General features: G+C 47.9%; 11 protein-coding genes. 10 read left to right on the forward strand and 1 reads right to left on the reverse strand.

Features of this window, described 5'->3' with window-relative positions; genetic code table 11:
• Positions 1–64: 64 nt before the first annotated feature.
• Positions 65–2,611 carry an SF1B family DNA helicase RecD2 gene (gene recD2, locus EYB58_RS21410; RefSeq protein WP_111958589.1) on the reverse strand — a complete coding sequence of 849 codons (2,547 nt, stop codon included), beginning with the start codon at positions 2,609–2,611 and terminating at the stop codon, positions 65–67.
• 144 nt (positions 2,612–2,755) lie between these two features.
• On the opposite strand from recD2, the gene EYB58_RS21415 reads away from it, so the two are divergent.
• The 10 genes from EYB58_RS21415 to EYB58_RS21460 all read left to right on the forward strand — a co-directional run bounded on the left by EYB58_RS21415 (position 2,756) and on the right by EYB58_RS21460 (position 17,286).
• The gene (locus EYB58_RS21415; RefSeq protein ID WP_111958587.1) at positions 2,756–3,820 is read left to right on the forward strand and encodes a carbonic anhydrase; all 1,065 of its coding nucleotides are present in this window, start codon (positions 2,756–2,758) and stop codon (positions 3,818–3,820) included.
• Between the two features lie 137 nt (positions 3,821–3,957).
• A complete protein-coding gene (locus tag EYB58_RS21420; RefSeq protein ID WP_111958585.1) occupies positions 3,958–5,802 on the forward strand; it encodes a hypothetical protein in 1,845 nt (614 codons plus the stop codon).
• Between the two features lie 216 nt (positions 5,803–6,018).
• Positions 6,019–6,159, forward strand: coding sequence for a hypothetical protein (locus EYB58_RS24325; protein ID WP_242637477.1), 141 nt, complete (start codon positions 6,019–6,021; stop codon positions 6,157–6,159).
• A gap of 543 nt (positions 6,160–6,702) precedes the next feature.
• A complete protein-coding gene (locus tag EYB58_RS21430) occupies positions 6,703–8,691 on the forward strand; it encodes a TonB-dependent receptor plug domain-containing protein (protein ID WP_111958583.1) in 1,989 nt (662 codons plus the stop codon).
• Positions 8,692–8,710: 19 nt separating this feature from the next.
• Positions 8,711–9,253: a TOL_0243 family YfiR-like periplasmic protein gene (locus tag EYB58_RS21435; protein ID WP_163354470.1), complete on the forward strand. Its 543-nt coding sequence runs from the start codon at positions 8,711–8,713 to the stop codon at positions 9,251–9,253.
• 11 nt (positions 9,254–9,264) lie between these two features.
• On the forward strand, positions 9,265–11,691 hold the full coding sequence (locus tag EYB58_RS21440) for an ATP-binding protein (RefSeq protein ID WP_111958579.1): 2,427 nt from the start codon (positions 9,265–9,267) through the stop codon (positions 11,689–11,691).
• Positions 11,688–13,478 (forward strand): two-component system response regulator, encoded by a 1,791-nt coding sequence (locus EYB58_RS21445; protein WP_111958577.1) that lies wholly within the window; start codon positions 11,688–11,690, stop codon positions 13,476–13,478. The genes EYB58_RS21440 and EYB58_RS21445 overlap by 4 nt, the downstream gene beginning before the upstream one ends.
• Before the next feature lie 89 nt (positions 13,479–13,567).
• On the forward strand, positions 13,568–14,587 hold the full coding sequence (locus EYB58_RS21450) for a TonB-dependent receptor plug domain-containing protein (RefSeq protein WP_111958575.1): 1,020 nt from the start codon (positions 13,568–13,570) through the stop codon (positions 14,585–14,587).
• A 170-nt stretch (positions 14,588–14,757) separates the two neighbouring features.
• Complete coding sequence (locus EYB58_RS21455; RefSeq protein ID WP_170299865.1) at positions 14,758–16,188, forward strand: transposase; 1,431 nt, start codon at positions 14,758–14,760, stop codon at positions 16,186–16,188.
• Between the two features lie 30 nt (positions 16,189–16,218).
• Positions 16,219–17,286, forward strand: coding sequence for a TonB-dependent receptor plug domain-containing protein (locus tag EYB58_RS21460; protein ID WP_111960542.1), 1,068 nt, complete (start codon positions 16,219–16,221; stop codon positions 17,284–17,286).
• The last annotated feature ends 47 nt before the right edge of the window (positions 17,287–17,333 follow it).

Consider the following 17,333-nt stretch of genomic DNA (forward strand, 5'->3'; position numbering starts at 1 on the left):
TATAAAAAAAACCAAAAATCACACGATTTTCATGTAACCGAATTTATTTTTTTCCATGCAGCGGCTATAATTTTACCTCTTTTGTGAGCAAAACCTGGAGCGCGGTCTGGCGGCGACTGATATCCTGGTTTCCCACTGCCATGCCTAAAGCCCTTCGAGTGCCTACAAAAACGGCCAATTTTCTAGCACGGGTAATTCCTGTGTAAATCAGGTTGCGGAAAAGCATTTTAAAGTGCTGGGTCAAAACCGGAATGATCACCACCTCAAATTCACTGCCCTGGGATTTATGGATGGTGATGGCATAAGCCAGGTCAAGTTCCATGATGTCTGCCTGCTGATAGTGCACCACCCGGTTATCCGGTAAAAAACGGACCGTGCAGGTAATATCCATGGTGTTAATCCGGTCGATGATGCCGATATCCCCGTTAAATACCCCCAGATCATAGTTGTTTTTTCTGTGAATCACCCGGTCACCGGTTCTGAATACCCGCCGGCCCACGGTGAGCTGGGCCTTGCCCGGGCCCATGGGATTATAGCCGTCCTGAATTTCACGGTTCAAAGAAAGGGTACCAAGACTGCCCCGGGTCATGGGGGAAAGGATCTGAATTTCCGTATCTCTTCCCAAATATTTGGGAATCCACTCCAGATATAATTTTTTTACCGCATCCAAAGCAGATAGACCATAATGCAAAGAGGACCATGGGTGAACCTTCTCCACCACTGCCATAAGTTCTTGAATACGATTTTCAGTCCCTGCCAGACGGGCCAAATCCACATGAGCAAACTTTTTAGGAATCTCAATTTCAGTCTCCCAGGGTGAACACGACTCATTAACCCTGAATTCATATAAATCACCATGATCATTGTCCCGGGCATCACCGGGGATAGAAATCTCTTGAACATTACTGCTGTTTGGCGTTTCCGGGTCAACAGGTGTATATAAACGTTTAACCCGGCCGACAAAGTTGAGCTGTTCTTTGGTGACTTCATCGGAATCAATAAACATACAGTCGGTTCCGTCCTGCCAGATGGACGGATACTTAAACGGACTTTTGATCCATGGTATCCGGCCCTTATTGATCTGGTGGGCAAACTTTATGATCATAGAAAACCGGGCCTGGCGAAACACCTGGGTAAGCCGAAAACAGGGCACGGCTTGAGACGCAATGATATCTTTAAGTACGTTGCCAGCCCCCACCGAAGGCAATTGGTCATAATCACCGATAAATACGACCTGGCTGTGCCGTGGCACGGCTTTAAGCAAAGAGGCCGTCAGATTAATATCCAGCATGGAGCATTCGTCCACCACCAGAAAATCTGTTTTTAAAGGGGAACTTTCATCGCGTTTAAATCCCCCGGCTTTCCAGCCCAAAAGCCGGTGAATGGTTTTGGCCGGTTTTCCGATCACCTCGCTCATACGCTGGGCAGCCCGGCCCGTAGGCGCGGCCAGCATCACCTTTTGTCCCATGGCCTCGAGCAGGCGGACCATCACCCGTGTGGCCGTGGTTTTACCGCATCCGGGACCACCTGTGAGAACGGAAAAATGCTGCTGCACCGCCCCCTTGACCGCCGCTACCTGTTCAACGGAAAGCTGCATCTGAAAACGTTGGCAAAACAACGCTACCCACCGGTCAATCCGGGCCTGGTCAAAGGTGCGTTCAGGCCCGGGATCTAAAAGACGTTTGGCCACATACGCCTCGTCAAAATAAAGAGAGCGGGCATAGTAACAGGCCACAGGCTGCCCGGTGTCATCGAACAGGTCCCTGCGCATCAAAAGTCGCTGGGCTTCCATCTGTGTTAAAAGGGATTCAAGCTGCCGAGACAGATCAAGCTCGAGCAGATCTTTTACCTGTTCTTTGATCTGGGGAAACGTAAGATAACAATGCCCGAACTCCCGGGCTGCAGACAGTACGTGGCGGATACCGGCGGTGATTCTTGGCGGACTGTCCGTTTCAAGGCCAATGCTCAAGGCCACCTTATCCGCAGTAAAAAAGCCAATACCGAAAAAATCAGCAGCAAGACGATACGGGTCCTGGGTGATCCAGGCAATGGCATTATCGCCGTATTCTTTAAATATGCGAACGGAAAACAACGTGGAGATCCCGTGGGACTGCAGAAACATCATCACATCCCGGATGGCCCGGTGCTCCGCCCAGGCCGTTGAAATCATTTCAAGCTTTTTATGGGCAATCCCCGGCACCTCCACAAGGCGCCCAATATCGGATTCAAACACATCCAGGGTCTGGTCCTTGAAATATCCCACAATTTTTTTTGCGGTTTTGGGCCCCACCCCTTTGATCAGCCCGGAACCGAGATATTTTTCCAGGGCCGATGCCGTAGCAGGCTTTTTCTCCCTGGCATGCACGGCCTTGAACTGCCGGCCAAATTTTGGGTGCATCGTCCATGCCCCCTCAAATTCCATGGAGGCACCGGCAAACACCTTTGTCTGATGGACCACAACAGTTTCCCGGCTACCCGGACGATCAAAGGGCTGTACTTTAAGAATGGACCAGCCATTGTCCGGGTTATGGAATGTGACCCGGTCCACGACACCTTTTAAGACCTCGTTGATGTGGCCGGAATCAGACAATGTATCTGTTCTCTGGTTCATATCGGGTCACCATACAGGACACGGCAGACCAAAACAACTTATTTTGGTGGCGTTTAATCTGAAACAAAAAAGGTGAACAATATAGACAAATGTGGTATTTGAAGTTTCTGATATAAATAAAAAATGATTTTAAGGAGAGGAAAAATGAAAAAAACATCACTTCGGTTGATATTATGCCTACTAATGACATGCATGCTTGCGTTTACCGGCTGCTCAGGAGAACAGAAAAAACCAAAACCCAGCCCGGACGAATCCCTTCAGATGCTCAAGGATGGCAATGAACGTTTTCTCAATGGAAAATCCGAACAGCCGCATCTGGACAAAAACCGGATGATGAAGGCCGGTCTGGAAGATCAGGGGGATCATGCCTATGCCACCGTCCTGGCCAATTCTGATTCCAGGGTCCCTGTGGAAGCAATCTTTGACGCCGGAATCATGGATATTTTTGTTATCCGGGTGGCCGGAAATGTATGTGATAACAATGAAGTCGGCTCCATAGAATATGGTCTTGCGCATGTTCGCACACCGGTTGTGGTTGTATTGGGCAATACACAATGCGGCGCAGTGACAGCCGTCACCCGGGCGATCAACGGAAACGGCCATGCCATGGAAAGAAATATTCCAACGCTGTTCGATAACATTGGACCTGCTGTCAGAAAGACCATGGAAAAGTATCCCCAGGCAAAAGGTGATGAAATAATTCCCCTTGCCATTGAAGAAAATGTCTGGACCAGCATTCGGGATCTGTTCATGAAAAGTCCTGCCACACGGGGTCTTGTCAAATCCGGCAAAGCCAAAGTGGTGGGTGCCATCTATGATGTCAGTGACGGTAGGGTCTACTGGCTTGAGGATGGGACAGTAGACAGCATTTTACAAGAAGTGGAAGCTGATCCGAACCGTGCCATGGAAGCCATGGCAGACCTCATCCTGCCCCCCGAACCATCACATGATGCCGCACCTGAAACTCATGAAGTAGCGCCTGACGCCCAGGATGACGCGACTGACGCCCAGGAAATCGCACCTGAAGCGAATGAGGCAGCGCCTGAAGCCCAGGAAGTTGAAGTCGCACCGGAAGCTGATGAGGCTGCCACTGACGCCCAGGAAGTAGCGCCTGAAACCGATGATGACGCGCCTGAAGTTTTAGCGCCGTCAGAGGCTGAGGAAACGCCTGCTGACCCAGAAACCCATGACAGTGACAGCCATCTTTAAATACATGACAAGCCGGGGGGCGCACCACGCGCCTTCCGGCATCATTCGACACAGCAGTTCGTAACAATACTTGACATCTTTTATTTTGAAATGATAAATCAGCTTCAAGCCACACAATTCAAAAAAGAGTGTATTCCATGACGACGGCAACTGACAATTCCAGTAAATCAGCCAAAAATATTTCACCTGCGGATATTCAAAAACAGAATCTGATTTCCCAATGGGCCTTTGATACCCGCCCCATATTAGGCCGGTTCCATTTATGGCTCGAAGATGTGCGCATTCACTGGTACAGCGACGAATCCCAAAAAAAAATCAAACGCCGCCACATGGATGAGATCTCCTTCACCGACGGGCGTACCGAAAAAATGCTGGCCGTCACCGCCGCTGTTACGGCCTTGGGCACCCGGCTTTTTGGCCGTTACGGGGAAGGCAAGGGGCTGCCCAAAACAGAACTGAATCTGGTGAAAAAAGATGCCGATGCCATTTCCGCCTACGCCATGAGCGAAAGCCTGTGGTACCTGTCCCGCACCCTGCCGGAAAACCATGCCATCATGGTCTGTTTAGGGGAAGGGCTGATGCCCAAAGCCGGTGAAACCGCTGAAATGGGCGCCAACCCCCTGCTGGGATTCGGCAGAATCTATGCCCGGCCCCAGGTGGCTAAATTCCTTGAAGACCGGGTGCTGCGGCTGATCAATGAGCCCGAATACGCCTGGGAAAGATTTTCCCGGGATATCCAGAAAAGGGACATCACCGTGTGGGGAGCTGCCATCGACACCCTGGAAAACACCTCGAGGTTTGCCAAGGGCGAAACCACCGGCCCCATGAGTATATTCCATCTTTTTGACCAGCCTTTAATCATCAGCGACCAGTATGAAGGGTACATGGGGTGCCTTGTACTCCCGAAACAGGTTGTGGAAAACGCAGCGTTGAAATCCGTTCTGGTCAATTATTTCACTCCGCGTCATATGGTTATGAATGCCATTCAAGAGACCTTTGACGGAATAAAAGCGGAAAATGTCCATGTCTGGACCCTCACTGGGGACGCCCGGCGGGAAAGAATTGAAAACCTCTGGGACCAATGGCGGGATGCCGGCGCACACCTTATTGACGAAAACTGGATTCTTCCCACAGGGATAGCGCCGTTCACCGATTCTGGCACCTATGCGCCGACCTTTGCAGTCAAGCTATGGACCGATAACAAGGATGATATTCACCTGCTGGTGGTGGATGGATATGCCGCGTCCGCCGAGGCCATGCAGGCAGCCAGCCTGTCCGGCATTCTGGGCCTGGATGTATCCCTTGCCGTGCTCTCCTCAAAATTCAAGCTGCCCTATAATAAGGATGCCGTTGCCATGAAGCTGGATCCCCAAGACAATAATTTTGCCACAAAACTTGAACAGGATCTGTTTGAAACCGATGTGCCCCAGGAAATGATTGAAATTTATCGCGACAGCATCATGGAAGCTAAAAACGCCGGCATCCCCTTAAAACCGCGCACCATCAATGCAAGCGATCTGATTGCCGCCAAAAAATGGCAGACCCTGGCCGTGTCGGGATACATGCTTCAGGATCCCTACAGTGGTGCCCCCGGCGTAAAACAGATCAGTGAGGACACTTGGGAAGTAACTGTTCGGTTAACGTCAGAATTCGGGGACAAGGCCATTACCTTTGCCCTTCGCCTGTTAGAGCCGTTGCCGCAGAGTAAGCTTGTTTTCTCGCCGCTGCTCAATCGATTTTTCAAGGGAGAAGATTTCAAGACCCGGGCCGTTAAAATTTCAGACTCCGGTAGAATCCGCAACGAACTTCAGACACTGTGTACCGAAGCCCTGGAACATTTTGGAGACAAGATCGTGGTACGTTTTGACAAAATTACGCCAACCACCATTTCAGCTGTGGAGCAGGAAATGCTCAAACAGATTCTGGCCTGGTACAAGGAAAATTATCCCATCTGGTTTGAGTGGCTTGAGCTGTCAGTATAGAATGCTTTATATTTTTGCATTCTTTTCACGATTCATCCGTCCAATGCTTGAAATGGCGTGATGCTTAACATTGGCAATGAGGCCGTTGTCAGGGGTCATGGCAACGGGCTGCATTTTTTTTGCAGGCTACCCCATTCATTACCCCGGCCACCACAATTTTCAATAATATGCTTAAAATGCTGCCTCCCCAAGGCGGCATATGTATTCAGGGCGAGAATGAAATTGCCTCCATGGGATATTGCATCGGCTTCCATGGCCGGGAAAAAGGCACTCACCGCCACCTCAGGCCCCGGTATCAGCCTGTATTCGGACCATATTTCCTTTGCCGTCGGCATCCCGGACACCCCACCCAGGTGAAAGAAATTGATTTCAAGGCATTAAAAATCAGCAGGCCGGACTGGGCCCTGGCATCTCTGGAGAATCCTAGCTAAACAAGAGCTGTGCCTGAAAACGGATATGTTGCTGTCAGCTTTTAAATCACGTTTCAACCCCAAGGTATTTGCCCTGGCCGAAGAGACCATCAGTAAAGTGTCCTGATATAAAAAATTACCAATCGCACGCATCTTTCCATTGACAAGGCGAATATATTATTAGATTCTTACTAAACAGTTCCACCATATGATGATATAGGTTTCTTTTTATTCCTGTCTTAAAAACCGCAGATTAAATAAGTCGGGCAAAAATAACGCTAAAAGGCAAGCTATTTTGTTCAAGTTATTTAATCTGCGGTCCTAAGTGTAACGGGATTTATAAAAAAAAACTGAGTTAACCTTTTAATTTATTTAATGATTTGTTGTGGTCTATCCTCGGTGAAAAACCAGGTCGGCCATGACCGTTATAAAAGATTTAAGGTCCCCTTTTTTTTGAAATAAACAAAAATGAGTCCTTTTGGGAGATTGGATGCGCTGGAGATTCTGGATATCTGTAACTTTTGTCGTCTGTTTTTTATCGTATTCCATGGTCGCGCCTGTTTTCGCAAATGCAGGTGACGAAGATATACTGGAGATGGATCTGGATAGTCTGATGGATGTCCAGATTACATCTGCCGGTCGCAAGTCCCAGGTCCTTTCAGATGTTCCTGCTGCAGTCTATGTCATCCACCGGGAAAAATTACTTGAGTCCGGCGCAACAACCATTGCCGAAGCTCTTCGGCTGGTCCCGGGACTTCAAGTGGCCCGGATCAACGCCAATCGGTGGGCCATTTCCTCAAGAGGGTTCAACGGTACTTTTTCCAATAAACTGCTGGTACAGATTGACGGCCGCAGCGTGTATACCCCAAGTTATTCAGGGGTATACTGGGATCTTCAGCATGTGATGCTGGAGGATGTGGACCGGATCGAAGTGATTCGAGGACCCGGGGCAACCTTGTGGGGTGCCAATGCCGTAAACGGCATTATCAATGTCATTACCCTGCCGGCATCGGACACCCAGGGGGGATTGGTCAGCCTGGGAACAGGAACTCATGAAAAATTCATGGCCGGTGCAAGGGTGGGGACCAAACTGAATACAGATACCTATGCCCGGTTCTATGCCATGGGAAATGACCGGGATTCCTTTGTAAAAGCCTCCGACGGCAGTGACGGGAACGACGGATGGAAGAACAGTCAGGCCGGCTTCAGGATTGATGGAGACAATGGGGTTCGCCATACATGGACCCTCCAGGGAGATATCTTCCAGGTGGATAGTGAGCAGGACGTTACCCCTCCCTTCCCTCCAGATAGTGGCTCTTTAGTGGACAGTGTGAAATCCCACGGGGGAAATATTTTAGGCCGATGGACATTGAAAGATTCTAACCATGATATCTGTACGGTCCAGGCGTATTATGATTTCAACACCAGAGATGAGTTTTCTCTGGAGCAGACCCATCATACCTTTGATATGGATTTTCAACATAGATTTCAGCCAGCACGCGGCCATGACGTGGTCTGGGGCATGGGATACCGGATGGTCCGGGATGATTTTGCCAACACCTTTCAGGTTCAAATTATACCGGAAACCCAAACCACGCATCTGTTCAGCGGGTTTGCCCAGGATGAGATTACCATAATTGATGACCTGCTCTGGCTCACTATAGGATCAAAGATCGAACATAACGATTATACCGGGGTAGAAATTCAGCCGAATGTAAGAATACTGTGGCGGCCCGGGGAAAGACACAGCTTTTGGACATCTGTGGCACGGGCCGTCCGGACACCGTCACGGATGGAGGCTTCCGGGAAAATTATTCAGGGCATTATCCCCTTCCCGGTGTATACTCAAATTTCCCTGAACGGTAGTCCGAAATATGATGCTGAAAAGCTTATTGCATTGGAAACCGGTTACCGGTATGCCGCCGGTAAAAATTTCTCAGCGGATATTTCTTTGTTTTACAACCGGTATACTGATCTTGGAGGAATAGTTTCGGGGGAAAACCAGTGGAGCATGTATTTTGCCAATAATATGGAAGGCAATACCTATGGAATGGAAGTCTCCGTGACTTGGCTGCCGGTGGAATGGATGGAAACCGAAGTCACCTACAGCTGCCTTCAAATGGATATTACCGGCGATGAATACTCAAAGAAAACAATAGAAGAAACCTCTCCCTCACACCAGGCAGGCCTGAGATTGGGCATTGATTTGACAAAAAATCTTCGGCTGAATCTCTGGGCAAGATATACGGGAAAAATTAAATTTGTGGATTTCACCAATACCGATCTCTACCGGCATGTGATTGACGACACCTTTTCACTGGATGCAAATATTCGATGGCGAATCAACGGCGATATTGATTTCACGGTGGCAGGACAGAATCTGTTGGATGGTGACTTCATGGAATACGGATCCGACGGTTACCTGACCCCGATTGAAATTCAACGGATTCTGTATGCCAAAATTACGTGGAAATTTTAAAGCGATGAGCAGGGCAGTAATGTCCATACCCGTAATCGTTTTCTTGGTTCTATCTTTTACTTTTATGCCCGGCGTGGTAGCCGCACAGAATTGGACCGGACGTTTGAGCGTGTCAGAATATAAACTTCGAGCGGCCTACCTCTATAATTTCAGCAAGTTCATCCGTTGGCCGGAATCTGCGTTTGAAAGTAAAGAATCCGCATTTGTCATCGGGCTTCTGGGGGAGGATGTACCCATGGCAATTTCAGAATTGTTGAAGTCAAGGACCATTGGCTCCCGCCCCATTAAAGTAAGGGAGTATCGAACCGGGGAGAGCATGGATGGCTGCCACTTGCTTTACCTGCACTCCAGCCAGAAATGGAAGCCTGTTCTCAGGACACTGAAATCGTCAAGGGTGATTACGGTGGGGGATGCCCCATCCTTTGCGGACGACGGCGGTGCCATACAATTTGTCACCATACGCAACCGGCTGCGGTTCATCATCAATTTGAAAGCCCCAGGTTTCGCCGGGGTTGATCTTGATTCCCGGCTTTTGTCCCTGGCCCTGGAAATAAAGAAATAGGGGAAGCATGCATGAATAGTTGGTTTAAAAAAATGTCCATTAAAAACAAACTCAATATTGTTATCTTAGGCGCCTGTTCCGCAGTACTTTTGCTGACCGTTCTGATTGTATTTGCCACCCAGTGGTTCCTTTACAAGCGCAACGCAATGGAAGAGCTTAGCAGTCTGGCTCGGATCGTGGGGGATAACAGCGCCGCGGCCCTGATGTTCGAAGACCGTCAGGTGTTGAGTAAAAGCCTTGAATCCCTGGGGCAACGATCTTCACTTTACAGGTCTGCCTTTTATGGCATCGACGGTATGGTGATTGCGGAACTGTCCTATACGCTTGAACCTGATACGTCCCGTTCTCTGAACATTCCGCCATTCCCAAAAAATTATTTTAAAACCAATGAAACGATGAGCTGGGTTGAAAAGCATCACCTCAATATCCTCCAGCCCGTCATCGTGGATGGGGAAAAAATTGCATTTTTATTCCTCCAGGCGGGCGTGGAGGAATTGTATCGTCTTCTGCTTGAGTGGACAGGATATCTGGCCTTGGCCGCCCTTGCAGGTATGTTTCTTGCGAGCATAATGGCCAGCAGTCTGCAACGCATATTTACCGTACCTGTAATCAGGTTGACCCAGGCGATCAGGCAAATTTCAGAAGAAAAGGATTACACCCTCCGGGTGGCGAGTGATACCGGGGATGAATTGGGGGTGTTGGCAGCCGGATTCAACCAGATGTTGGAAAAAATTGAGGAGCGGGATGCTCATCTTGAAGAGCAGGTCCGGGACAGAACCTTAAAGCTCCAGAAGGCCATGGAAAAGGCCGTGATCCTGGCTGATCAGGCCCAGGCCGCTAACCGAAGTAAATCCATGTTTCTGGCCAATATGAGCCATGAGATCAGGACCCCCATGAACGGGGTGCTGGGCATGGCGGAACTGCTAATGGATACCCCTTTAACCCGGAATCAAAAAAAACTTATAAATACCATCAAGGTGTCCGGGGACTCCCTGCTGCTCATCATCAACGATATTCTTGATTTTACAAAGATTGAAGCCGGAAAACTGGCACTTGAATCAACGCCCTGCAACCTTGAAAAGCTGGTAAAAGACACCGTGGATCTCGTCGCAGGCCAGGCCGAGAGCAAACAATTAAAGCTGATTGTAGACATGGGGCAACTGGCTTATCCTTTTGTGAAAGCCGATCCTTTAAGGATACGCCAAATTATTTTAAATCTACTTTCCAATGCCCTCAAATTCACCAATGAAGGCACAATACGGATCCGACTGAAGACCCTGGAAGAAAAAGGTCCCTTCACGAAGGTCCGTTTTTTGGTTAAGGATTCTGGAATTGGGATGGAAAAAGATGTCTGTGCGCGGTTGTTCAAACCCTTTACCCAGGCAGACGAATCCACCACCCGGGAATTCGGAGGTACCGGACTGGGCCTGGCCATTTCCAAACAGCTGGTGGAATTGATGGGCGGCCAGATTTCATGTGAAAGCCGATCCGGCATCGGCAGTGAATTCATGTTTCAGCTTAAGTTTGAGAAAGTATTGGAAGATAATGTGACTCCAGTTAAGTTTTCAAGTGAAACCAGTTCTATAATGGCGGACCCGGATGTGTACGACCGGCTTTCTGAAGCAGAGGTCCTCCCGGAAAAGGCACCGCTGGTGTTGGTGGTGGAGGATAATACCATCAATCAGGAGGTCTCTTCCGGAATTTTGAAAAATCTTGGCTGCAGAGTGGATCTGGCCGAAAACGGTGAAATAGCGCTGGCTGCCGTGGAGGATAAATCTTACGATATAATTTTCATGGACTGCCAGATGCCGGTCATGGATGGATATGATGCCACCCGCAGAATCCGGGCCATGGGTAACAGCTCCAGGAACGATGGCGAGTTGCCGATTATCGCACTGACAGCCCACGCCCTGGCCGGAGATCGGGTTAAATGTATTGAAGCCGGTATGGACGATCATTTGGCAAAACCCTTTGGCAAATCCCAAATGGCGGAGATCTTGAGGCGCTGGCTGCCTGAATGGAAGGACAATACTATAGATCAGCCCCCCCGGGAGGATGATCATACCGATGCTGAACCCAACGAAGGGGTAATTTGCATGGCGTCCCTGGATGTGATCCGTGGAATGCAGCCCCCCGGTGCAGATGATATTCTCACCAAGATCATCAAAATATTTTTAAGGGACGCCCCTGAGCGGACACAAAAAATATCCCTTGCCATGGCGGCCGGGGATATAGAATCTATCAGGGACCATGCACATTACATGAAATCCAGCAGCGGGAATCTTGGCGCTGTTTATCTATCCTCCCTATATAGAAAATTGGAGGAAAACAGCCGGAAAACCGATTCTTTGGACCGTTTATCTCACATCATAACGGAAATCGGGCCGGCCCTTGACCAGGCGATGAATCAATTAAAGGAATATATGGTGGAAATATGAATCAACACGGGGACAACGAAAATCGAGATCTTACAGCTTCTGAAAACCCATTGATTTTGGCGGCTGACGACGACGAAGCCATCCGTATGCTCATGAAAGTTGCCCTTGAGGGATATGGGTTCCGGGTGGAGGTTGCGGAAAACGGCCGGGAGGCTGTTGACGCGTTTGAAAAATTGAATCCCCATGCCATTCTCATGGATGTGAACATGCCTGAAATGGATGGGTTTACGGCATGCAAAACCATTCGTTCTCTCCCCAGTGGCAAGCATGTTCCTGTTTTGATGATGACGGGCCTGGAGGACGTGGAATCCATTGACCGCGCTTTTATCGCCGGGGCCACGGATTTCATCAGCAAACCCATTAACTGGGCGGTTCTCAAATATCGTATCAAATACATGCTCAGGGCCAGTGCAGCTTTTAATGACGTGATCCTGCAGCAGAAACAGATCCAGGAATTGGCTTATTATGACCACCTCACAGGCCTTGCCAACCGGGCCATGTTCCGGGACAACCTGCTATGTGAAGTGGAAAACTGCGGGAAAGATAAATTGCTTGCGGTGCTGTTCCTGGATCTTGATCGGTTCAAGTTGGTAAATGACAGTCTCGGACACAAGGCTGGTGACACCTTGCTCCAGCAGGTGGCGGAGCGGATTAAAACCTGTATCCGGAATACTGACAGCCTGGCATGGTTAAAAGAGGACGCAAAGCAGGTGATGGTTTCACGCCAGGGTGGGGATGAGTTTACCGTACTCCTCCCAAGCCTAAAAGCGCCTGACAATGCCGGTTGGGTGGCGAAACGGATAAATGAAAAATTGTGCCGGGTATTTTATATTGACGACCACGAAGTTTTCATCTCTGCCAGTATCGGCATCAGTCTGTTTCCCATAGACGGCAACGATGCCGAGTCCTTGATCGCCCATGCGGACTTGGCCATGTATCATGCCAAAGAAATCGGAGGAAACCGGTTTCAATTTTTCGAGCAGGAATTAAATATTCAGGCAAAGGAACGGCTGGAGTTTGAAAACGATTTAAGAAAAGCGATAACCGGAGATGAATTTTCCCTTTTTTACCAGCCCCAGGTCTCTTTGCTGGATGGCAGGATCATTGGCGCCGAAGCCTTGAGCCGGTGGCATAATCCCCGGATGGGCAATGTTTCTCCGGCTGAATTTATTCCGGCCATAGAAGAGATGGGACTGGTCATCCCCTTTACCGACTGGGTGATCCGGGAAGCCGGCCGCCAGCAACTGGAATGGTATAACCATGGGATTAAGGCGGTCCGGGTGGCGGTGAATATTTCAAGTAAGCATTTTGTTGAACAGGATATCCCGGATAAAATAATTAAAATGCTCGAGGCGCATAACTTGCCGTCTTCATGCTTGGAGGTGGAACTCACCGAAAGTGTTATGGCCGCTCACGGCTCCAAAACTCTGGACATACTGAATCAGCTCAAGGAGATAGGCCTGACCATTTCCGTGGATGATTTCGGAACGGGTTATTCCTCCTTGAGCTATTTGAAAACATTTCCCGTTGATGTGGTGAAGATCGATAGATTTTTCATCAAAGACATTTTAACGGGGAAGAAAGACGAATCCATTGTTAAAGCCATGGTATCCATGGCTCACAGCATGGGCATGAAAGTGGTGGCCGAAGGCATTGAAAACAGGGAGCAACTTGAGATACTGCATCGCATGGGATGCGACTACGGCCAGGGGTTTCTGTTCAGTCCGGCGATTACCCGGGATGAATTTTCCGGTATGTTGGAAGCAAAAAAACGGTTTCTACTCTAATATTTTTCTCTGTGGGTTCCCCGGTTTTAGAGCCATGAAATAAATGGAATAAGCGTGAAAACAATTATAATAAAATCAAGGTGCTATCCATGTTACAATTTAAGATTATTTTATCTGAATTATTTCATTTGAACTATTATTTTGTTTTTTTATGTTTTTTGACGCTCTGCCCATTTCAGGCCTTGGCCGCACAGAAGGATATTTTTGAACTGACCATGGAAGAGTTGATGGATATTGAAGTCACCTCGGTGGGGAAAAAAAGCCAGAATCTTTCGAACAGTGCCACGGCCATCCATGTCATCACCAACAAGGAAATAAAACGATCGGGCGTGACCAATATTCCGGATGCCCTGCGCATGGTACCCGGGATTACCGTGGCAAGGATTGATTCCAATAAATGGGCGGTGAGCGCCAGGGGATTTGCTGGCCGTTTTGCCAATGCGCTGCTGGTCCTCATAGACGGTAGAAGTATCTATACCTCCGCTTTTTCAGGGGTTTACTGGGAGGTTAACGATGTGCTGCTGGAGGATGTGGACCGGATTGAGGTGATCCGGGGGCCCGGGGCCACTGTCTGGGGGGCCAATGCGGTGAACGGGGTCATCAATATTATCACTAAACATGCTGGCGATACCCAGGGGGGATATGTCGCCCTTGGTTCCGGAAACTATGAAAATGTAATTTCAAGCGTTAGATACGGGGATTCGATAGGGAAAGACACTTTCTGGCGGTTCTATGCAAAACATCAAAGCAGAGATGAATTCACTCTGGAGTCAGGATCGGATGCTGGTGATGCCTGGTCCAAAACCCAAGCCGGATTCCGGCTGGATTCCATGCTTTCAAGTAAAGACAGCCTCACCGTCCAGGGGGATATCTATGAGGCTGACATTGATCAGACCTTGCTCCTGGCCGACCTGACTCCGCCAACGTACATGACGGCCACCCCGAAAGAAACAGATACCAAGGGATGGAATATTTTATCCCGGTGGCAGCGAACCATTTCCCCGGATTCTGATTTCACCCTCCAGGTTTATTATGACGGAAAAAATCAGGCCGAGGAGATCAACGAAGCAGACCGTGATACCTTTGACTCGATGATCCAGTTTTTTTGAGGGAAGAACAGGTAATCAGTATTGAAAAATGCAAAGGCTGGTCAAGTCGATGCTATAATACCAATTTTCCAAACTGATATCTCACTCATCGGTTGGCCAGCCTTCAATGAGCAGAGTAAAATAAATGTTATTTGAATACAATAGTTCAATTGCAGTATAACACCTCATTTATGAAAATAAGGAATGAGGCGGATGTGTTAATAAATAAGCTGTTGCCGTTTGTTGAAAAGTATACTGATTCACTGAATACTGAATTAACACAGTCATCCCCAGGAATGACCTTAAGCAAATCACAAAAATTCTGGCTGGGTTTCTGCATCACTGGAATCATCTTGACCAGCAGCATCAATTGGGCTGCTTTTTCACGTATCAGTGTGGGATTGTATAAAACTACAGCTCTTTCCTGGATGTTTCGCCATTCTAAAATTGCTTGGGAGCATCTGTTTCATCTCAGCCTTAAAATTATTTTCAAAGTATATGGCATTACCAAAGGTGTTGTCAGTATTGATGATTCCGATAAAAAGCGTAGTAAATGCACAACAAAAATTTTTGGAGTCCACAAAATAAAAGACAAATCAACGGGTGGTTTTTGCATGGGGCAAGGCTTAGTATTTTTGGTGTTGATAACACCAAAACTCAGCTTTCCAATTGGCTACGCCTTTCATATTCCTGATCCAAAAATCAGCGAATGGACCAAGGAGGATAAAAGATTAAAAAAGGCTGGCGTACCAAAATCAGAACGCCCAAAAAAACCGGTGCGCTCAGAAGAATATCCTACCATTCCAATGATTGCCAAGGCTCTTTTAAAAATATTTGTAGAGAAACACCCGGAAATAAAAATAGAAGCGATTGTTGCAGATGCCTTATATGGGAATGCTGAGTTCATGGATGAAGCGTCTAAAATTGCAGGAAACGCCCAAGTTATCAGCCAAATAAGGTACAATCAAAATATTTTACTCAAGAGCGATAAAAAATCAGTTGAAACATATTTTAAAAATATTCAACCAATTCAAAAGACCATACATGTACGTGGAGGTAAAGAGGTTGTTGTACTCATTAAAAGTGCCAGAATACATGTGTGTGCTCATAAGAAAAAAAGATTTGTCATTGCAATAAAATACATTGGAGAAAAGGACTATCGGTATCTTGCCGCTTCGGATCTGACCTGGCGATATCCTGATATCATAGACGCATTTACACTCAGATGGTTAGTAGAGGTTTTTATTCAAGACCATAAGACGAATGAAGGCTGGGGAAATTTGACCAAACAACCTGATGAAGACGGGTCTTACAGAAGTTTGACCCTGAGTCTGTTGGTTGATCATTGTCTCCTGCTTCATCCTGACCAGGTGGCCTCGATAAATAACAAACTGCACGCAAGAACTGTTGGCAGCCTATGTGACACCGTCAAAGTTGACTGCATCTTATCCTTTGTCGAACAAATCATTCATAGTGATGACCCAGAATCCCATTTCAAGCAGATCTCGGTATTTTTAAAAGAGCATTTTGTAAAGGCAAACGATTCTCAAAAGCACATGAATCTAAATTCTTGGGGGAATTATCAATCCGCCCCATCATTAAAATACAAAGCATTCTGTTAGCATGGGGATAATAACTGCCAGCGAGGTCTCATGTCAATTTTTAAAAACTGGATCATCGAGTTTGACATTGATGCCACCCACCGGTTTGCTTTAGGGACGTGGAACGATATTGTCTGGGGAATCCGGTACCGGTATACCCGGGACCGGTTTTTTGAGTCGTATATCGTTTCCATGGATCCCACGGAAAAAGAAGATCATCTTTTCAGCGGATTTATTCAGGATGAAATATCCCTGGCCGACGATGCCGTGAAGCTGACCCTAGGGTCAAAAATAGAATACAATGAATACAGCCACATGGAGATTCAGCCCAGCATCAGAGCCCTGTGGAAGGTAAACAATGAACATAAAGTCTGGGGAGCGATCTCCCGGGCGGTAAGGACCCCCAGCCGGTTTGAGTCCGATGGAGAAATTAAAAATGCTGCTTTTAACACATCCCAGATCATTCCCGACCTGCCGGGACTTCCCTTTACCCTTGTCACCCAGGGAAACGACAACTACGATTCCGAAGAAGTGATAGCCTATGAGCTGGGGTATCGGTTTATCCCGACCGAGTCATTGTCAATGGATCTGGCAGTATTTTTCAACGACTACGACCATCTTAGAACCGGGGAGTTAAATCAGGTTTTCACAGGCAGCGGGGTTACCCAATATCTAACCCTTGGCAATGAGGCCTCCGCAGAAACCTACGGATTGGAGTTGTCTTTGAAATACAAATACTCTGATTTTTTTCAAGGGCACCTGGCCTATAGTTTTCTTGAAAACAAAATGGAAGGATTCAATAGTTTCGGGTTTCCCCGTCATCAGATTTCGCTGCAGGGTGATTTTGCCATCTCAAAAAACATGCAGCTCAATCTTTGGTTCCGTTTTGTGGATAAGATGGACACTATTTATTTCTTTGATACCAGCGGGAAATATGAAGCCGATCGTTACCTGACCATGGATGTCCGGTTTGCCTGGCAGATTCGACCTAACCTGGAGCTCTCTGTGGTGGGCCAGAATCTATTAAGAGGGGACCACGTGGAATTTGTACAGGAATCTTTTTCCACTCCGGTTGAAGTGGGGCCATCGGCTTATTGCAAATTGACTTATCGTTTTTAAGGGGATTATCCAATTAAGCACTGCTGGGGCAACCAACGGGCTTGCTT

Source organism: Desulfobacter hydrogenophilus, assembly GCF_004319545.1.
GTDB classification, from domain to species: domain Bacteria; phylum Desulfobacterota; class Desulfobacteria; order Desulfobacterales; family Desulfobacteraceae; genus Desulfobacter; species Desulfobacter hydrogenophilus.